Source organism: Photobacterium sp. ABD4_091 (assembly GCF_056160145.1).
The window spans coordinates 49,898-69,864 of the sequence record NZ_JBSWWQ010000006.1 but is presented as its reverse complement, the minus strand read 5'-3'; the positions used below and the strand labels follow the sequence as shown (position 1 = coordinate 69,864).

The 19,967-nt window shown below is 48.8% G+C and carries 16 protein-coding genes; 13 read left to right on the top strand and 3 right to left on the bottom strand.

Annotated features, from left to right (window positions below):
* The first annotated feature begins 265 nt into the window (after positions 1 to 265).
* On the top strand, positions 266 to 2,404 hold the full coding sequence (locus ACXAGQ_RS27805; RefSeq protein ID WP_475258343.1) for a TonB-dependent hemoglobin/transferrin/lactoferrin family receptor: 2,139 nt from the start codon (positions 266 to 268) through the stop codon (positions 2,402 to 2,404).
* 77 nt (positions 2,405 to 2,481) lie between these two features.
* Here ACXAGQ_RS27805 and radD read toward each other — a convergent pair whose 3' ends face one another.
* Both radD and ACXAGQ_RS27795 read right to left on the bottom strand, forming a co-directional pair.
* A complete protein-coding gene (radD, locus tag ACXAGQ_RS27800; RefSeq protein ID WP_475258341.1) occupies positions 2,482 to 4,227 on the bottom strand; it encodes a DNA repair helicase RadD in 1,746 nt (581 codons plus the stop codon).
* Positions 4,228 to 4,344: 117 nt separating this feature from the next.
* A complete protein-coding gene (locus ACXAGQ_RS27795) occupies positions 4,345 to 4,839 on the bottom strand; it encodes a GNAT family N-acetyltransferase (protein WP_475258339.1) in 495 nt (164 codons plus the stop codon).
* Positions 4,840 to 5,138: 299 nt separating this feature from the next.
* Between ACXAGQ_RS27795 and rsuA the strand changes: the two genes are divergently transcribed.
* From rsuA to ACXAGQ_RS27750, 9 genes are all read left to right on the top strand, one after another.
* Complete coding sequence (gene rsuA, locus ACXAGQ_RS27790; protein WP_475258337.1) at positions 5,139 to 5,834, top strand: 16S rRNA pseudouridine(516) synthase RsuA; 696 nt, start codon at positions 5,139 to 5,141, stop codon at positions 5,832 to 5,834.
* Positions 5,835 to 6,040: 206 nt separating this feature from the next.
* Positions 6,041 to 7,231: a Bcr/CflA family multidrug efflux MFS transporter gene (locus tag ACXAGQ_RS27785; protein WP_475258335.1), complete on the top strand. Its 1,191-nt coding sequence runs from the start codon at positions 6,041 to 6,043 to the stop codon at positions 7,229 to 7,231.
* A 9-nt stretch (positions 7,232 to 7,240) separates the two neighbouring features.
* Complete coding sequence (locus ACXAGQ_RS27780; RefSeq protein ID WP_475258333.1) at positions 7,241 to 7,906, top strand: DUF2913 family protein; 666 nt, start codon at positions 7,241 to 7,243, stop codon at positions 7,904 to 7,906.
* A 206-nt stretch (positions 7,907 to 8,112) separates the two neighbouring features.
* Positions 8,113 to 9,333 carry an extracellular solute-binding protein gene (locus tag ACXAGQ_RS27775; RefSeq protein ID WP_475258331.1) on the top strand — a complete coding sequence of 407 codons (1,221 nt, stop codon included), beginning with the start codon at positions 8,113 to 8,115 and terminating at the stop codon, positions 9,331 to 9,333.
* A gap of 65 nt (positions 9,334 to 9,398) precedes the next feature.
* On the top strand, positions 9,399 to 10,268 hold the full coding sequence (locus ACXAGQ_RS27770) for a carbohydrate ABC transporter permease (RefSeq protein ID WP_475258330.1): 870 nt from the start codon (positions 9,399 to 9,401) through the stop codon (positions 10,266 to 10,268).
* Positions 10,265 to 11,077: a carbohydrate ABC transporter permease gene (locus ACXAGQ_RS27765; RefSeq protein WP_475258329.1), complete on the top strand. Its 813-nt coding sequence runs from the start codon at positions 10,265 to 10,267 to the stop codon at positions 11,075 to 11,077. The genes ACXAGQ_RS27770 and ACXAGQ_RS27765 overlap by 4 nt, the downstream gene beginning before the upstream one ends.
* Positions 11,078 to 11,090: 13 nt before the next feature.
* Positions 11,091 to 12,131 (top strand): ABC transporter ATP-binding protein, encoded by a 1,041-nt coding sequence (locus ACXAGQ_RS27760; protein ID WP_475258370.1) that lies wholly within the window; start codon positions 11,091 to 11,093, stop codon positions 12,129 to 12,131.
* On the top strand, positions 12,121 to 12,888 hold the full coding sequence (locus ACXAGQ_RS27755) for an MBL fold metallo-hydrolase (protein WP_475258327.1): 768 nt from the start codon (positions 12,121 to 12,123) through the stop codon (positions 12,886 to 12,888). The genes ACXAGQ_RS27760 and ACXAGQ_RS27755 overlap by 11 nt, the downstream gene beginning before the upstream one ends.
* Before the next feature lie 56 nt (positions 12,889 to 12,944).
* Positions 12,945 to 13,949, top strand: coding sequence for a LacI family DNA-binding transcriptional regulator (locus tag ACXAGQ_RS27750; RefSeq protein WP_475258326.1), 1,005 nt, complete (start codon positions 12,945 to 12,947; stop codon positions 13,947 to 13,949).
* 70 nt (positions 13,950 to 14,019) lie between these two features.
* Here ACXAGQ_RS27750 and ACXAGQ_RS27745 read toward each other — a convergent pair whose 3' ends face one another.
* Complete coding sequence (locus ACXAGQ_RS27745) at positions 14,020 to 15,483, bottom strand: DUF2867 domain-containing protein (protein WP_475258325.1); 1,464 nt, start codon at positions 15,481 to 15,483, stop codon at positions 14,020 to 14,022.
* A gap of 260 nt (positions 15,484 to 15,743) precedes the next feature.
* Here ACXAGQ_RS27745 and ACXAGQ_RS27740 point away from each other — a divergent pair, with 260 nt between their 5' ends.
* The 3 genes from ACXAGQ_RS27740 to ACXAGQ_RS27730 are packed head-to-tail and all read left to right on the top strand — an operon-like array spanning position 15,744 to position 19,964.
* The gene (locus tag ACXAGQ_RS27740; RefSeq protein WP_475258324.1) at positions 15,744 to 16,415 is read left to right on the top strand and encodes an ABC transporter ATP-binding protein; all 672 of its coding nucleotides are present in this window, start codon (positions 15,744 to 15,746) and stop codon (positions 16,413 to 16,415) included.
* Entirely contained in the window at positions 16,396 to 18,861 is a 2,466-nt protein-coding gene (locus tag ACXAGQ_RS27735) for an ABC transporter permease (RefSeq protein ID WP_475258322.1), read from the top strand. The genes ACXAGQ_RS27740 and ACXAGQ_RS27735 overlap by 20 nt, the downstream gene beginning before the upstream one ends.
* Positions 18,861 to 19,964, top strand: coding sequence for a lipocalin-like domain-containing protein (locus tag ACXAGQ_RS27730; protein WP_475258321.1), 1,104 nt, complete (start codon positions 18,861 to 18,863; stop codon positions 19,962 to 19,964). Before ACXAGQ_RS27735 ends, ACXAGQ_RS27730 begins: the two co-directional genes overlap by 1 nt.
* The last annotated feature ends 3 nt before the right edge of the window (positions 19,965 to 19,967 follow it).

The following is a 19,967-nucleotide window of genomic DNA, read 5'->3' as shown; positions in this document are numbered from 1 at the left end:
AAGTAAAAAAATCTCACCTTTTATTCAAAGACTTAAAAATTAGGCAATTGGAACGAAAAGGCGCTGCCTAGTATAAAAGCCCGGCAGCTTCTATGAAAGAGAAGAAGTACGAATAGAAAGGTTGCATTGCTCAATGCTGGAGAAAATTTGAGTAAAGATCTCATTAAAAAGAAAAATATATATGATAATGATAGTAATTCTCGTTTGTATTTGTAATAATCCTTGCCAGTTTCGTTACCAATTAAAATATCAATAAGCAGGGAATATGAGTTACAAGCTTACTTTAGTTGCAAGTTCAGTGGTGCTTGCACTTTCACCTTCACTACACGCCCAAGAAGAGTTTTCAGTATTTGACGAAGTGGTTGTTTCAGGTACGCGTTCTGAACAAAGCATCAAAAACATTCCGTCATCAGTGTCTAAAGTTTCTTCAGAAGATATCGAACAAAACTTGTCGACTGATGTTAAAGAAGCACTGAAGTATGAACCTGGCGTGCAGGTTAATGGCCAAGGCCGCTTTGGCATGGAAGATTTCACCGTTCGTGGCATGAGTGGTAGCCGAGTGAAAGTGTTGGTTGACGGGGTAGAGCAACCATCATCTTACAATCCTGGCGCTGATGTAATGCGAAAGAATTCAAATACCTTTGAAGTTGATACCCTGACGGCGATTGAAGTAAACAAAGGACCAACTTCTACGCTTTATGGTAGTGATGCTTTGGGTGGTACCGTTCTGATGCGCACCAAGAACCCAGAAGATCTCCTTGAAGCGGGTGATGATACTCACGTCGCGCTGAAAACGGGTTATGCGAGTGCAAGCGATCAATACAAAGCAACTGTCGAGGTGGCGAACCGTACTGGCGATCTTGAAACCATGGTGATTTATACCTATCGCGATGGTAATGAAACAGAAACGCATGGTGACGGTGCTGATATTTTAGGTCCTGACCGTGGTGCGGCAGACCCTTACAAAATTGAATCTCACAATGTATTGGCAAAAGCTTTCTACCAAATTAACGATGCACACCGCGTGGGTGTAACCGGTGAGTTCTACACCCGAGACGCCAACGGCAACATCCTTTCTGGTGAAGGCCGTGACGGAGGTATGCCTGGTTATATCTACACCAATGTTCGTGGTGAAGACAAAGACGACCGCTACCGCCTTGGTTTTGAACATGAGTGGCAAGCTGATTTAGCGGCATTTGACACCCTAGAGTGGAGCCTGAACTGGACTGAAAGTGAAACCGACCACAACAGTTTCGATCATACCGAAGCAAAAGGTAACCGTAACCGTGCCCGCTCTGGTAAGGATGAGAGCTTGCAGTTCGATTTGCAGATGCAAAAAGCGATAGAGCTTGCAACCAGCCGCCATGAACTGACATACGGTGTGTCGGCAACAGACGATAAGTTTAAGTTGTCTTACACTGACTACAATTTGGATACTGGTGCTAGCACACCAGGTAGTGAAGAAGTACCAAGCTCTGAATCAGAGAAGCGTGCCATTTTCGTACAAGACCAAATGTTCTTCATGGATGACCGCATGGTTGTCACGGCAGGCCTTCGTTACGATGATTACAAGGCAACACCTGACAGCAGCTCTGGCCTATCAAAACACGAAAGCGATGCGCTAACCTCACGCTTGGGTGCTGTGTACCACTGGAACAACAACCTAAGTACTTACGCCCAGTACAGCGAAGGTTTCCGCTCGCCAAGCATCTACGAGATGTATTACGACAAAGACAATACGATGTTCGGCTACCGCATCGAGGCCAACCCGGATTTGAAACCGGAGGAGAGCCAGTCTTACGAAGTGGGTGTTCGTGCCAATAACCGCCTAGGCTCAGTGGAGTTGGCAGTATTCTATAACGACTACAAGAACTTCATCTCAAGCAAGACGACCATGGATGGCAGCGTAGAAGTCACTCGAAATGAAAACATTGGCAAAGCTCGTATCTACGGCTCTGAGTTCAAGAGTAGCCTATGGTTAGATGAGGCGTTCGGTGCTCCTATGGGAACCTATGCGCGCCTGTCTATGGCATACCTTGACGGTGAAGATCGTGAAACTGGCGAAACGCTAGATACAATCGCACCATTTACCACGGTTGTAGGCGTTGGTTATGATGCTCCTTCAGAAAACTGGGGTTCGGCGCTAACCGTAACTGCCGTTGCGGCAAAAGATGAGTGGGAAACGGCTGACAATGTGGAAGCGCCAAGCTACACCGTTGTTGACTTGACCGGTTACTACCGTCCAACTCAAGACCTAACGGTACGTGCTGGCTTGTTCAATGCCTTTGATGAGAAGTATTGGCAGTATCAAGACCTAGAAGGTGCAACAGCATCGACGCAAGGCCTAGATCGTCGTACCCAGCCTGGTCGTAACTGGGGTATTAACCTAGATTACGCTTTCTAATCTAAGCAACTAGATTAAATAAAGCCGCACTCAGTTTGCTGAGGTGCGGCTTTTTTATTGTCAATCAACGTCGAGGACTAGTCTTTTTGGTATTGATCCAAATCGAACAGCTTGTCGCGAATTGCCCAAAAGCGTCCGCTCTTGCGGGCGATTACTATCTCCGGCGGCCGGAAGCGATGTTCATTGTTGGCCACTTTAGTCGGCGCGGTATCAGTGAATGGGCGGTGGCGATCGGCAAGGTGTGGGTTGACAAACTTCTTCATGAAATTGTCTTTCTGCCCCTTGGTCGATAGCGGCCAGACTTCGCTGATTTCGGCTCCTTCGTCACTGATATAAATCACTTTAAGCTGTGGCTTGCCAAACTTGTTTTTGCCTGGCTCAAGGCGCAAGTCATGGCAGTTCATGATCATGGCATCTTTGAGTTTGAGTGCATCGCGTAGCTTTTTGTCCGGATCAACCATGACGGCATCACAGACATTGCAGCGCCTTGCCGCAATGTCGTTATCCGCGCCGCATTCTTCGCAGTACTTGGCCCGGAAACGGTAGCCGCACTCTTCGCGTTCGCCGGTATCATCGTCTTCGAAATAACCTTGGCAGCGGCGGCCGTAGTGTTCAATCAGGAAGCCAGCAGGATCGAGTTTTCCCCAGAAGCTATTTTTGAAGCCGCATGCAGGGCAGGGCACCATAATCACTTCGCTGTCGCTATTCGGCTTGGGATCGCCAACCTCTGGTTGGTATAAGTCATAGCAGTTGCCCGCATACTCCAGTACCAAACAGTCATTCTTGCCTTCGGACAAGCGTAGTCCACGACCAACAATCTGCTGGTAAAGGCTGATGGATTCTGTCGGGCGCAGAATGGCAATAAGGTCGACATGCGGGGCGTCAAAACCGGTGGTTAGTACTGACACATTGACCAGATATTTGATTTCCTGTTTTTTGAACTGATCGATAATACGGTCGCGCTCGTCCAGCGGCGTATCGCCGATGACCAAGGCAGCATTTTCACCTTCAAGGTAGCCCAGGATTTCTTTGGCATGATTGACGGTGGAGGCAAAAATCATGACTCCTCGGCGGTCTTTGGCATAGTCAATCACTTGGTCGATGATCATCGGTGTCGCACGGCCAGATTGTTCAATCACACTGTCGAGATCGGCCTCTTTGTAACGGCCGTTATTGCCCGGTTTCAGCTGCGAAAAGTCATAGCCCATGACTGCCATGTCCATCATTTTCGGCTCGGTCAAAAAGCCTTCATCGAGCAAGTAGCGGATTGGAAGCTCGAAAATACAGTCCCTGAAGAAACGTTCCTGTTCAGTGCGGACTTGGCCACGTGTGTGGTATTTGTAAATCCAGCCCATTCCCAAACGATAAGGCGTGGCGGTAAGGCCAAGGATCTTAATGCCGGGATTGATTTTTTGAACATGTGAAATTACCCGGCGGTAAGCACTGTTTTCATCATCGGGAACGCGGTGGCATTCATCGATAACCAGCAGAGAAAATTCATTGGCGAACTGGTCAAGGCTATTCACCATAGATTGCACAGAAGCAAAGACGACCTGTTTGTCAGTTTCTTTTCGCCCGAGGCCAGCAGAAAAGATAGAGGCTTTTAGGCCATAGCTCTCGTATTTGCCATGGTTTTGCTCGACCAGCTCTTTGACATGGGTCAGCACCAGTACGCGGCCACGGGCAATTCGGGCAAGCTCTGCCACCACTAAGCTTTTGCCAGCCCCGGTTGGCAGGGCAAGCACGGCTGGCGTGGTGTTCTTTCTGAAGTAATGGATAGTCGCGTTGACACTGTCTTGCTGGTATGGGCGAAGCGTATACATAAAGGTGAAAAAGCCAGAAATGATGAAGTACTGTGTAAGTGTACAGGTAGGGATTCAAAATGAAAACACCCACTGACAACTGTGTGTCAGCGGGTGTCGATATAATAAAGGAGCGGATTAAGACGCGATGTTCAACGGTACTTCTTCAGGCTCGATGACTTTGGTCATCATGCAGAACTGGCGGCGCGGTACGAATTCATGTGTTTCGTAGAACTTACGCGCCCCCTTGTTGCCGATATTCACTTCGAGCGACAGGGCGTGAACGCCAGCTGAGGCCGCATGCGCTTCGACTTGTGGTATGAGTGCAGTGCCTATCCCTTGCTGTCGCCATTCCGGCTTGAGGTAGAATTGGTCGATTAAGCCAACACGTCCACCATGCTCCAAACTAAAGCTGTAACTAATGATAATGTGTCCAGCAATTAGCTTTTCGCCATTGTTATCCACTTCGATAAACCAAGCTTGACCCAGCTCGGGGTTGGTCAGCAGGTGGTGAATAGCCTGTTGGGTATGTTCTTTCTTTTTAGGAAGTACCTCATAGTCAAATAGCTCCTCAACCAATGTTAGAAGCATGTCCATAGATGAAATACTTGGCGCAACAAGTGAGATGTTCATATCGTAACCTTCACAGTTAGTCGGTATAACCAATGCGTAGATGATACTTGTTATACGTAACTATTGCCTGAATACGTCTAGTGAATTTTAAAGATACATCGAAAAATGTTTGAGACTTTGAGGTTAGTTACGTTCTACGATATTGCACTGAACTTTTAGGATGATTGTGTTTCACAAAGGGGATTCTTCGTGGTTTCTTGGTTCAGTTGCTTCTATTTTAGCCCATAACAAGACTGGGATAATGCCCAAGCCGACGAGACTTGGTATGATACGCGCTTTTGTACCATCTGGAGCCAACCATGAGGCTTGATAAGTTTCTTAGCACTACACTTGGAATTACCCGTAAAGAAGCCGGTAAGCTATTAAAAAACAAACAAATTGAAGTTAACGGCGAAATTGTTAAGAACGGTTCCCAGAAAGTGACCGATGACTGCGACGTTGAGTTCAATGGCCGTACGTTACGTTTTGATGGTCCGCGTTACTTCATGCTGAACAAGCCATCAGGCTATGTGTGTTCGCATGTTGATGATTTTAATCCAACAGTATTTATCCTGCTGGATGTAGTTAGCCCGGAAAAACTTCATGTTGCAGGCCGTCTTGACGGCGATACCACGGGCTTGGTGCTACTAACGGACGATGGCCAGTGGTCACACCGTATTACCTCACCGCGCCATGTCTGCGAAAAGGTTTACTACGTAGAAACCGCAGATCCAATTGCGCCTGAAACCATTGAGCAGTTTGCTGAAGGTGTACAGTTGCGCGGTGAGAAAGACCTCACTCGTCCAGCGAAGTTGGAAATCCTTGACGAGAAAGCAGCGCTGATCACTATTTCTGAGGGGAAATACCATCAGGTCAAACGTATGTTTGCTGCGGTAGGTAACAAGGTTGAAGCCTTGCACCGTGAGGAAATCGGCAGTGTTGAGCTTGATGAAGATTTGGCACCGGGAGAATACCGCCCGCTGACGCCTGAAGAAGTGGCGTCATTCACTAAGTAGCTGTAAGCACAGCGATGTAATCTAATGGCGACCTACAAGAGGGATTGTGCTAGCAATCCTTCTTCATTTTATGCAATCCTCCTGTTTTTTACTTTCAACTAATATGACATGGTAGAAACGCACTATTTCCTAGAGGGAAAGAGTGTACCCAGCCAATTCATCGTACAATACAAGTCTTTGACTTTTTCCAGCACAACAGAGAACACATGACTGCGACAGACAGCCAGAAACTAAGTATACAGCTCATTATTATATTGGGGGCAATCGGTGCGCTGACACCACTGGCCATTGATATGTATCTTCCGGCGATGCCAACCATCGCCAAGGATTTGATGGTCAACCCCGGTTTGGTGCAGGCAACGCTGACTGCCTATACTGCCGGCTTTGCTATCGGTCAGTTAATTCACGGCCCGCTCGCTGACAGCTATGGCCGAAAACCGGTTTTGATTGTCGGTATTATTTTGTTTGCCATTGCGGCTGTTTTCTGTGCGGTCTCGGGTGACATTATTGAGCTGACTTGGATCCGGGCAGCTCAGGGCTTTGCTGGCGCTGCGGCCGCAGTGATCATTCAGGCTTTGGTGCGCGACATGTTCGAGCGCGAAGACTTCGCCCGGATGATGTCTTTTATTACCCTGGTAATGACAGTGGCGCCTTTGATTGCGCCGATGCTGGGTGGCTTTCTTGCAGTCTGGTTTGGCTGGCGATCGATTTTCTGGGTGCTGGCTCTATTTGCCGTTATCATTGGCTTGGCTGTCGTTATCAGGATCCCGGAGACTTTGCCGAAAGAGAAACGCCTGCCGTTCCACCTTGGCTCGACGTTACGTAACTATGCAAAGATGCTGACTACGCCGGTGGCGGTTGGCTTGGTATTCAGCAGCGGTTTCTCTTTTGCCGGTATGTTCACTTTCTTGACCGTTGGCTCATTCGTCTACATTGATATCTACCATGTGAGCACGCAGTACTTCGGCCTATTGTTTGGCCTGAATGTTGTCTGCTTGATTATGATGACCAGTATCAATGGTCGTATGGTGAAAAAGCTAGGTTCACATTGGATGCTACGTTTTGGCCTGACTGTACAGTTAATCGCCGGTATTGGCTTGGTTTGTGGCCAGCTGCTTGGCTTGGGCTTGTGGGGGGTAGTGATCCCTGTCATGCTATTTGTCGGAACCATCTCAATTATCGGCAGTAATACCATGGCATGCTTGCTTGCGCGCTATCCTCATATGGCGGGTACGGCATCATCGTTGGCGGGCACCTTGCGTTTTGGTACCGGTACCGTCGTGGGCGGGCTGGTGGCATTGATGCACAATAACACGCCTTGGCCAATGGCATTGACAATGGCTGCCTGTGCATTGCTTTCTGCCTTGTTTTATTGGTTCCTTTCACGAGAAGCATAAAGGTTATCAATGGCTACGTTTTATCAAGAAATTTATAAGGTTGTATCACAAGGTCTACAAGAGCTCTCTGACTCACAGCAGGCTGGGAAAACGCCTAAGAACCCAGTCAGTGAGACTTTGTACCTCAATGCTTGGGTGACCAAGGTCATCAAGCAGCAGCGTTATGACCATGTGGTCGGCAAAACGTTGATTGATTGGCAGAAACAGGCGCGCAGTATGGGCAAAAATGCCCAGTTGAAGAGTCAGTTTGAGCAGATTAAATCTTGTTACGAGGGTATTCCTCGCGATGGCGATTTAACGGGTACGTTAAATGCCAATAGCTTGCAAAATGGCCAGCTACAAGCGCTTTATGAGCAACTGAAAGAGAAAGACTGGCTGGTAACCACTGAGTATGAAGTGAACCGCAAAGTGACCCACCATACTGATGGCCAGGCGTCGCTAGTTGTCTGTTCTACCCAGTATGCAGCGGCGTTCGATGAGGCCGGGGAGCTAGTCAAACCGCTATCTTTGTTTGTTCGTGGCGATGCACGTGCGCTGGTTGATCTTGCATATGCACAGGGCATGCTGCTGTACAAAGTGACCGATTACAAGTCGATTGTGAAATACCACGGTGAATACAAGCTATTCCCTCACAATGCGGGTACGCATTTGCCTGAACTACCTAGCAATCAGTAAATGACGGCTTTACTTGCTAAACGGGAACCTGTCGGTTCCCGTTTTTTATTCCCCCGCACAATAAAAACCTTCACCTTTGCTTCATGTAAGTGACATGTTGAATCGTTAACTTTGAGTGCAGTTAATTTGCACGCGCGTGCAAAAAATGAAAATAACATTATTTTATCCACGCCGTTTAGTTGAAGAGAGAACAAGGAGCGCATTCCATGTTGCAGCGTACATTATTGGCGACAGCCATGATTGGAGCATCGTTTACCACTATTGCCGGAGAGCTGGTTATTGCAGGGCGAGACAGTAGTTACGGACAGGCCATGCAGTACATTGTTGACCAATACAAAAAGGAAAACCCTGATGCCAAGGTGACTTTGGTGCAACGCCCTAGCAACGGTTTGTACGAAAGTGTCGTGCTGTCGATGCGTGAAAAAACAGGTAACTACGATGTTATCTTGATGGATGACACCTGGGCACCGGAGTTTATGACCAATAATTGGCTAGCTCCTTTGTCTGACAACGTGGCTGATAAAGACTTTGTTCAAGCCCCTTTTGATGTCGGCCGTTACCCAGATGCATCTGGTGATATTTATGCGATGCCAATGGTAGGCAACGTTGCGATGTTTGCCTGGAACCGAGCCACATTTGAATCCCATGAGTTAGCAGAGCCGACTTCATGGTCTGATGTTCTTCAGGCTGCGGCCAAAATTGATGCCGCATCTGAAACAAACGGCGTTGTTTTCCGTGGCGTAAAAGGCAACCCAATTGTCACGGGCTTCCTGCCAATTCTGTGGGGTTACGGCGCTGATGTTGTCGATGCCGATGGCAAAGCGACATTGAACACGCCTGAGGCGAAAGAGGCTCTGGAAGCTTTCTTGGCGATGAAACAGTACGCCCCACGTGGTGTCGATGTTTACAACGCCGATGAAGTGCGAGACTCCCTGCAAAAAGGGACGGCGGCGATGGCTATAGAAGTATGGCCGGCGTGGGTTCCGAATCTGGATAACCCTGAAATGTCTGATGTTGTTGGTGACATGGAAATTATGGCCCCTCCTGCTGAGGTAGGCGCACCTTCACCTATGCTAGGCATTTGGCAGCTGGCCGTTCCGGCAGATTCTAACAATAAGCAAGAGGCGGAAGCCTTCGTACAGTTTGCGACCAGCCCTGTTATTCAGAAAGCGTTGGCACTGGATTATGGCATGCCACCAACACGTGAAAGTGTTTACCTCGACAAAGACGTTGTCGAGCAATACCGCTGGTACCCGCAGCAGGCTAAAGCACTGACTACAGGTAAAGCCCGTCCTCGTATTCAAAATTGGGCTGAGGTCGAAAGTGTATTGGGTGATTTCCTGCAAATGGCGATGATGGGCCAGATGACAGCAGAGCAGGCGCTTAACCAAGCCCAGCGCCGTATAGACCGTATCATCAAAGTGTAAGGTTTCGTCATCAAACGCTGCCTTGAGCCCTTCAGGGCAGCGTTTTTCAGATTTTTAGGTGTCCTATGTTATTCGAAAGCCGTAAACAACTAGGTTTGTTGCTGGCACCGGCGTTGGTCATTCTCGGTTTGCTGACGGTTTATCCTATCCTCAATGTCATCTACAACGCATTCGGGGAAGTGGATTACGCCAACCAAGCTTATCAGTTTGTTGGCCTTGCCAATTTTAAAGAGTTACTGGAAGACTTTTTCTTTGTCTCTGCAATCAAGAACACGTTTGTTTTCACTCTTGTCGCTTCCATTGCTCAGGTATTGCTGGGGCTGTATTTAGCCCTGTTGTTTCAACGTCAGTTTCCGGGGCGAAAGTTTGCTTTGCCGATCATTATCTATCCGATGATGCTATCGACGCTGGTGTGCTCGTCGATATGGCGCTCATGGTATCACTACGATTTTGGGTTGCTAAACAGTGTGCTGGTGGCAATAGGGCTACCGGCTCAAGAATGGCTGTTCAATCCAGACTTGGCTCTCTATGCCATTGCCTTGGTTGATACTTGGCAGTGGACCCCAATGGCCTTTTTGATCATCTTGGCGGGTTTGCAGTCGATCCCTAAAGACATCGGCGAAGCCGCGATGGTTGATGGTGCCAAAGGCTGGCGAAGTTTTGTCTATATCACGCTACCGCTAGTGCAAAAGCAGTTGATGCTGGCGCTATTGCTACGCTCGATCGATACCTTCAAGTTGTTCGATAAAGTCTATGTCATGACGGGGGGAGGGCCGGGGAATGCGACCGAAACCTTGTCGATGTTTGTCTACAAATATGGGTTCCGTTTCTTCAACCTTGGCATGGCAAGTGCTGCTGCCTTGGTGATGTTGGCAATTTCCTTGGTGATGACCATTTTTTATGCCCGCAAAGCACTTCAGGGAGGTAAGGCATGAATCGTTATGTTCATTCGCTGTTGGTGTGGCTGGCGGTTGGGCTGTTCCTGTTGCCGATTGTCTGGATGTTTGGCACGGCATTCAAGCCGCCGGGTGAGATCTTGCGTACAGGGGCATCGCTACTGCCTTCACAGTTGAGCTTTGAGGCATTTAAAACCCTGTGGCAGGGCGATTTCCAGATGCTTATCGGCAACACCGTTTTGATTGCACTATCCGCGACCATGGTATCGGTGATTGTTGCTTTTTTTGCGGCCTACGCCTTGGTGCGATACCAATTCCCCGCCAAGCTCGACAATGTGTTTTTGCTGTTGGTGCTGGTGATCAAAATGATGCCGCCGATTGTGGTGGCGATACCGCTGTATTCACTGATGAATCAAATGGGGCTGCTCAACAGTAAGCTGGGTCTTATTCTCGCCTACCAGGTGTATACCTTGCCGTTCTGTATTTGGATGCTGCTTGGTTTTATTCGCGACATTCCGCTGGAGATCGAAGAGGCTGGTTCGATGGATGGCGCTCATTTGTTTAATCGATTGGCCTATATTGTCTTTCCGCTCTGCGCGCCGGGAGTGGTTGCCACTGCGATCTTTGCCATGATCCTCGGTTGGAACGAGTTTCTGTTTTCGCTGTTGTTTATCCATACCCCGGATAAATTCACTATCCCATTGTTTATCTCTAACTTTATGACTGAGGACGGTACCGCTTGGGGTGAACTGATGGCGGTTGGGATAGTGTCTTCACTGCCAATGCTGGCTTTGGCTAGCTATATGCAACGTTACCTGCTGCGCGGCTTTTCGATGGGTTTGAAATAAAGAGATTAAGATGATGACTAAATTAACAATGAATAACCTGACGAAAGCCTATGGTGACAACCTTGTGATCCCCCAGGTTGATTTAACTATCAATGACGGTGAATTTGTAGTGTTTGTCGGGCCGTCAGGTTGTGGCAAGTCGACACTGCTCCGCATGGTGGCAGGGCTTGAATCGATCAGCGGTGGAGAGATAAAGCTCAATGGCAAGTGCCTTAACGGCATCCACCCATCAGAGCGAGAGGTAGCGATGGTGTTCCAATCTTATGCGCTTTACCCGCACATGAGCGTTGAGAAGAACATGGGCTTTCCTTTGAAAATGGCTGGAATGGATAAGGCTGACATCAGCGAGAAGGTAAAAGAGACAGCCTGCAATCTGCAGCTTGAAGCGCTATTGGAACGTCTGCCTGGCGAACTATCAGGTGGGCAGCGCCAGCGAGTTGCAATCGGACGGGCGATTGTACGTGATCCCGAGCTGTTTTTATTCGATGAGCCGCTGTCTAATCTTGATGCAAAATTACGTGGTGAAATGCGTGTTTACTTGAAGCAGCTTCACCAGCAGCTTAATGCGACCATGATCTATGTGACCCATGATCAGGTCGAAGCAATGACATTGGCCGATAAGATAGTGGTGTTGAACAAAGGGAATATCGAGCAGGTGGGTGCACCGGAAGAGCTCTATAACCGCCCGGTAAATCGCTTTGTTGCAGCATTTATCGGTACGCCGGTGATGAATTTCATTCCGCATTTAGGGCTGCAACAGTTGGTTCCGGAAATGGCTCTTTCTGAATCTGTTTGTAGTGTGGGTTTCAGGCCAAATCAGGTTGTCGTTGACCCATCGTGCTACGATTGCGAGATGGAAATAAATGTTGTTGAACCGCTAGGCCATGCCCGTCTTTATTATGGCCAGTTGGCAGGAGAGGCTTTTGTGGTTGAGAGCGAACATCGTTACTCTCAAGGCGATAAATTGCCGCTTAATTTGTCTAGATCGGTATATCACTGTTTTGATCAACAAGAGCAACGAATCGAACATTCAGAGGTTGCCAATGCCGCATGATTTTTCGTTTCAGGTGGTTGGCAGTGGTGATGCCTATGACAGCGAGCGGACAAATGCCAGTTTGCTGGTACAGCAAGACAACTATGCCTTACTGATAGATTGCGGCCCATGGGTTCCGAAGGCGCTGCTGGGTGGGCTCATTACACCTGAATTACTTGATAGTGTTTACATAACCCATAGCCACCCTGACCACTGTGCAGGCCTGACCACCTTGCTTAACTGGATGGATGCCAAGGGGCGTAAGCAGCCGCTAACGATTTTTGCGCAACAGGCACAGTGGAAAGTCCTCAAGCCTTTGATTGAGTTTGCCCACTGGCCAGTGGATGAGTTAGGTTTTGAACTTATCTGGCTAGATAGCGGTGAGGTTAATGCCATTGGGCCCTGGAAGGCGACAGTGGCCCCAACGCAACATGCGGTTTCGAATCTTAGCCTGCAATTGGAATTGTCGACGGGCCAGACATTGTTTTACTCTGGTGACGGTCAACTTCTTGAACAGGGACGTACGCTTGCGAGTCAGTCTGACTGGGTATTTGTTGAGTGTGAGACCTTGGCTTGTCATCCTAGCCATGGTTCCTGGCATGAAATCCAGACCTACTCCCGCAAGCCAAATAGCTTGTGGTGGTTGTATCATATTGACCCAATGTACCGCTTGGAGCTGCAAGAGCAGCTCAAACCGCTGGCTGGTGTAGAAGTGGCTGAGGATGGTAATTGCATAATAGAAAAGTTAGAGAAGGAGTGCTTAGCCTTGTATGAGTAAGCCTTTAATTAATGAATAAGCCTTTAATGAATAAGTCCTCCATGAATAAGTCTTCCATGAATAAAAAGGTTACAGCTTCTGATGTTGCCGAGTACGTTGGCGTATCACGCTCAGCGGTATCAAGGGCATTTACCGAAGGTGCAAGTATCAATGCATCGAAGCGGGATGAAATTTTAACGGCTGCCCAGAAGCTGGGGTATCAGCCTAACTTTTTTGCCCGAACCTTGAGCACGCCAGCCCAAAAAGCTCGCTCTCATTTAGTGGCTATTTTGATCAGCGACTTCTCAAACCCTTACCAGTCCTACCTGTTCGAGACGCTATCTTCTGTTTTACAAAAGCATGGAAAACAGCCCATGCTGCTAAACGTAAAGCAGGCGGCAGATTTAGACGCGGCGTTGATGAGATTGTCCGGGTATCAAGTGGATGGCGTGATTGCTGTTATGGGGTCGTTACCCGTAGAAAGTGTTGCGCAATGTCAAAAGCTTTCGTTGCCCTTAGTGACATTGGGCCGCTCAGATCTGACAGGTCAAAGCCCATCGGTTCAGACCGATAACCGACTGGCAGGCCAACTCGCTGCGCAATATTTCCTTGATAAAGACTTTACCCGAGTAGGATTCGTTGCAGGACGGGCTGATGGTCAAGCCTCAAATGAGCGCTTTCAGGGTTTTGCGGATACGCTATCGCATCACGGTGTTGTCAAGGTCACTCAACTTGACGCGGAGCGTTATGGCTATAGTGCTGGGTATAAGGTTGCACTGCAGGAAAAGTCGACGCTCAAGACGCTGCAAGGTGTTTTTTGTGCTTCAGATGCGTTAGCGTTGGGTGTGCTTGATTGTTGCCGGCAGCAATTGGGACTGAAAGTCCCAAGCCAGTTGAGCATTGTTGGCTGCGATAATGTTCCCCAGTCTGACTGGGAGGGCTATCAGCTAACGACAGTAGCACAGCCTGTGTTAGATATTGCTGAGCAAGCTTATCGTTGCTTGGAGCAAGTGTGGCAGGGGCATCCTGAACATCAGTCCATATTACGAGTGAAGCCGACGTTAATAAACAGGAATACCTAACTGATTAGGTATTCCCAATTGTCTTTATAAATGAGCGTGGTTTTCTAAATGCTCAGGTTAGCAGGTGGGTTCAGACTGTCTCTGTTTTCCCTTCCTGCGCCTTAGCTTGGCAACGTTTGACCAGGGCATGGGTCATACCACGGAAAATAAACAGATGAGCTGGCATCATGGCAAACCAATAAAGCAAGCCAGAGAACCCTGCTGGGTGCCACCATGCGCGAATGTCTATTTCACGATGATCGCCTTTGTCTTCGATAGTAAATTCTAAACGGCCAAGTCCTGGCGCTTTCATGCCAAATAACAGGGACAGAAATTGGTTAGGCACGATGTTGATCACTTTCCAAGAGTCTATTTTATCACCTAGCTCCAGTTGTTCTGGATCACGGCGGTAGCGTTTGAGGGCATCGCCACCGATAGCAAAATCCATCCACTCACGGATCCGCCATAGGTAATTAGCATAGAAGTAGCCTTCTTTTCCTCCGACAAGTTGCACCTGCCGCCATAGTTGCTCGGCAGTGGCATCGGTTTTGAGGCGATACCCGGCTTGTTTAGGATAATAGCCGAAACCGGGTTGCCAGCGGGCAAGGGCGTCGGGATCAAACCCCCAGATATCACTTCTTACCACTTCGTTTTCATGCCCTAGGCTCTCCTCAACCGCCTGGTCATAGCTAAGAAGGCTTTGCGGAATTAAAGACTGGAGCGCATTGCCATTTGCTTGCAAGTCATGACCTAGCCCCCCGATAAGTGCCCGGGCAATATTCGTGGGTACTGATGTCACGAGATGAAGCCATCTTGCTGCGAACTTTGGCGTCAAGAAGGGAACTGCTAAGATCCGCGCTTTTTTACCGATATGCTTACCAATGGTTTGAAGTTGTTGGGCGTAAGTAATATTTTCAGGGCCAGCAACATCCATTATCTGGTGTTTGGTCGGTTTGAAATCTAATAGTCTCAACAAGTAATACAGCAGGTTGCGCAGTGCAATCGGCGAGCTTTTAGAGTGTACCCATTTCGGCGTAATGAGAACCGGGAAGTGGTAGACAAAATCCCGCATAACCTCGAAGGCTGCAGAGCCGGGACCAACAATAATGCCTGCCCGTAACTCGGTAATGGGTTTGCCGCTTTCCCTGAGAATATCGCCGGTTGCTTTCCTGGCCTGCAGGTGGTCGGAGGGCTTGCCGTCAGAAGGCTGCAGGGCACCGAGGTAAATGACGCGTTCAACGGCAGATTCTCTCAGGGCATCACTAAAGTTGTGGGCGGCGTCTAGCTCAATATCAATAAAGTCATGACCATGGTTCATCCCGTGGACAAGAAAAAACACACTGTCTACGCCTTCGAGAAGTTCTGGAAGGTTATCGGCTTCGTTGAGATCCAAGTGGTGGATACTGACGTTATCTATATCCTGCCAACCGCGCTTTTCTAACAATTTTAGGTTTCGGCCAGTCGCTCGGACGGTATAACCTGCGCTGGCCAGTTCGGGTACAAGGTGGCTACCGATGTAACCAGATGCACCGACAACTAAAATCGTTTTGTCCATAAACTACTGCTCCGTGTAGCGGGTTAAATTGCGGGAAACAAAGACTGGTTTCCAAACAAAGGTATACAATAAAAATATACAACAGCAAACAGCTTTGTGTTGAGGGATTTTGTGAGGTGCATGTAGGGGGCTTGGTAGAAATTGTAGGGCTAATGTTACACATTAGGTGTATTTTAGTTCTATGTTCCGGAAAGGGCTTTATAGAACAATCGGTTTACTGTAAATTTCAGTCCAAAGACTTCCTTTCAATGGGGATAATAATGTTACGACTGGTTGACCTTTGCAAAGGCTATATGGATGGCGATGAGTACCATTCGGTATTGCAAGGGGCTGAACTGAATTTAAAGCAAGGTGAGCAGCTGGCGCTAATGGGGGAGAGTGGCTCTGGCAAGAGTACTTTGCTAAACCTGATCGCTGGGTTGGATACTGTCGATTCAGGTGAGGTGTGGTTAGGCGATAAGCCTATTCATGCAATTTCCGAGCGTGAGCGAACCGCTTTTCGTCGTAACAATATTGGCTTGGTTTTCCAGCAATTCAATTTATTGCCAACATTGACAACGGCAGACAATATTCGATTTTGTCGCCAGCTTAAAGGGCTACCTGAAAAACCTGCACTTTGGCGGCAAATCATTGCGGCCCTTGACTTGATGCCGCTGCTAGGCCGTTACCCTGAAGAAATGTCGGGTGGCCAGCAGCAGCGTGCTGCAATAGCCCGGGCTTTGTACATGGAGCCACAAATACTGTTGGCCGATGAGCCGACCGGGAGCCTGGATGAGCGAAATGCTGGTGCTGTCATCAATCTGTTAACCAACCTAACGAAACAACTGGATTGTACTTTGCTGCTAGTGACACACAGTAAACAGGTCGCTGCTCATATGAATGGCTGTATCCGCTTGCAGGGAGGGCACCTGCATGTCAAGCCCCGTAGCTAAAGCGCTCTGGGGACATTACAAGCGTCATCCTCTTCAAATTGTCCTTGTATGGTTGGGATTAACCTTAGGTATTGCCTTGTTGGTCGGGGTGATGGGGGTGAACCAGCAAGCCCGTGAAAGCTACCGTGACGGCGAACTCCTGTTTTCTAACCCTTTTCCATATCGCATTCGTCACAGTCAACCAGCACTAAAAGTCCCGCAAGGCTTTTATGTGCAGCTTCGCCGAGATGGTTTCAGCCAATGTGTGCCGTTGGAAGAGCAGCGGCTTCTGCTCGAAAACGGCCGCAGTATCGAAATTGTCGGCGTTGACCCTATCGCGCTTTTTTCCAGCTTCCGTCGCAACACCATGTCGGGCAGTGATGATCAGCAACAGATGCTGTCATTAATGCAACCGCCATACCCTGTCCTGGTGGGTGACCAGCTCGCCAATTATATGGGGTTCGAAGACGGCCAGACTTTAAAATTGGAATCTGGCCGGACCCTCGGCCCGCTTCATGTGGTCAATGAAGAGCGGATAAAAGGGCCGAGGCTAATTGCTGATATGGCCTTGGTAAGACAGCTTCAGCCGGGTTCGGGGCTAACTGCCATATTGTGTGGTGACCTAGATCCTCAGTCACTCAGACGACTGGAAGATAAACTACCCGTTGCGCTAAAGCTTGAAAAGCAAGAAACAGCAGGGCTTGAGCCACTGACAGATGCCTTCCACCTAAACCTGTTCGCAATGGGAATGTTGGCGTTTGTGGTTGGCCTGTTTATTTTCTACCAGGCGATGTCATTGTCTTTCTCACAGCGTCAGCCTTTAGTCGGGTTAATGCGTCAGGCCGGGGTATCTTCTGGTCAACTGGTGCGAGCCCTGAGCTTGGAACTGATTGTTTGGATTGTCGTTGGCCTAGTCGGTGGTAACCTGTTTGGTTTATTACTGGCTGAAAAGTTGTTGCCATCAGTTGCAGAGACTCTTAATGACCTCTACGGAGCCAATGTCAGCCTGATCGTCCGCTGGCAGTGGGAGTGGGGACTCGCCTCGGTACTTATTGCTGTTGGCGGCTGCCTATTGGCCTGTGGTTGGCCTTTGGTAAGGCTTATCCGCACCCAGCCAGCCCGTCTCTCAAGCCGTATGTCCATAGTACGCTTCAGTGGCCGCGAGTTTGCTTTGCAAGCGATTTTCTCATGTATGTTCATTGGTGCTGCGATTGCCGTTTACCAGTTACCGCATGGGCAAAAGGCTGGCTTTGTCCTTATCGCCTGTATTTTGATTGCTTCTGCATTGGCGATGCCATTCTTGTTGTGGCAGCTGTTCCGCCTGCTGGGTGTCGTTGTACGTTCAGCCCGTTTGCGTTGGTTCTTCTCAGATGCCGCGGCAAGCTTGAGTTATCGCGGTGTGGCCTCAATGGCCTTCATGTTGGCATTAGCATCGAATATCGGCATGGAAACCATGGTCGGAAGCTTCAGGAATACCACCCAGACTTGGTTAGAACAGCGCTTGGCGGCTGATATTTATATCCGCCCAGCGGTCAATATGGCTCCGAGAATGACGCAATGGCTAGAAAATCAGGACGAAGTGAAACAGGTATGGTGGCAATGGCGCAAAATGCTGCCAACTGAAGCGGGTACCCTGCAGGTAGTGAGTATTGGCGGTACAGCCGATGAGAAGCAGGCGCTGGCTGTAAAAGTCGCGATGCCTGAATATTGGCAAAAGCTTCATCATGACAGGGCCATTTTGGTTAGCGAGTCCATGGCGCTGAAGCAAAACCTTAAACCAGGACAGATGATCGACCTACCACCTCCATTGAATAAACAATGGCTGGTGGCTGGGGTTTTCTATGACTATGGCAATCCATATAGTCAGATCATTTTGTCGCAGAAACGTTGGAAAGCCGTTTGGCCTCATAAAGGGCAGGTGAGCTTAGCCATACATCTCAATGATCATTCTCAGTCTACGCAGATGATCCGATCCCTTGGAGAAACTTTCCGCTTACCACCGGAGAGGATCAGGAACAACAATGAGCTGATGCTGCAAGCGATGAACGTGTTTGATCGTACCTTCGTTGTGACGGCAACACTTGGCAAGCTGACGCTATTTGTCGCGGTATGTGGCTTGTTCTTTGCCACTGTTGCTGGCGAGACGTCGCGTATGCGGCAGTTTGCGTTGCTGCGGTGTATGGGGATGACCGGACGAGAACTCGCTTTGCTGGGCGGTGGCCAGCTTCTTATGATTGGCCTTCTGACAGCTTTGATTGCCTTGCCGTTGGGGTTGGTGTTGGCTCAGCTGTTGATTGATGTTGTCTTGAAGTATTCATTTGGCTGGACGATGCCGATAGAATATTTCCCGACTAACTATCTGTTCTCGTTGGGATCCGCTTTAATTGTGCTATTGCTAGCAGGTGCATGGCCTGTTTGGCGTTTGGTAAAACAGTCGGCGATTATGTCACTAAGGGAGTCGTTCTGATGAAGGGAGCGCGCTTTCCCCGTTGGTATTTTAGTATTTTGGTCATTGCGGTTGCTACCGTGTTGTTCCTTCTTAGCTACGATCAAGAAGAAATCAGCGATAGTCCATCTGTATCCGTGATGGCGGATCCTGATAATACGCAATTCGCCCCTGTCGTGCCGGGTTACCAGTTTCAGTTTCCCCGCGATCACCTACCGCACCCGGACTTTCGTGCCGAGTGGTGGTACCTGACAGCCAACTTGCAAGCCGAAACAGGTGAGCAATTTGGTTTGCAGTGGACCTTGTTCCGATTCCGCTCAACGATTGAAGAAGGGCGGGGATGGGAAAGCCCACAGCGTTACATGGCGCATTTGGTCGTAACCGGAAAAGATAAAGTGTGGTCTGCTGAGCGCTTTGCCCGAGGTGGCATAGGCCAAGCAGGGGTCCTTGGCCAACCGTATCGGGCTTGGCTAGATAACTGGGAATGGCGGTCATATTCTTATTCGCCGTTTCCTGGTGTGCTGTCTTTTGCTGATGCCAGTGGTATGGAAGGAAAGTTAGCTATCCAGCAAACCGGCGCTATCGTGCTTCAGGGTGAGCAGGGCTATAGTAAAAAGCATGCAACAGAAGATATAGCCTCTTACTACTTCAGTGCGCCTTTTTTGAATATTGAAGGGCGACTAGAGCTAGACGGTAAACAATTTACCGTCACTGGTGATGCATGGTACGACCGCGAGTGGAGTAGCCGTGGACTTGCCGAAAACCAACAGGGCTGGGACTGGTTCTCTATTCATCTTGACGATGGAAGTGCACTAATGCTGTACCAGATCAGGGAAAAAGATGTGCGACCGTATTATTTTGGCTCGCTTAGCTGGCCAGATGGTACAACAGAAATTTTATCAGCAGATGATTTTCAGCTGTCACCTATCACGTTCTCACACTATGGTGGGAAAACGTATCCGATTGTGTGGCAGGTAAAAGTACCATCTAAAGATATTGAGCTTAAAGTGGATGTGGTCCGGAAGGAGCAATGGCTACCGTTTATCTTCTCTTATTGGGAAGGGCCGATAACGGTTTCAGGGAGTCACACAGGACAAGGATTTATGGAGCTGACTGGCTACTAACGC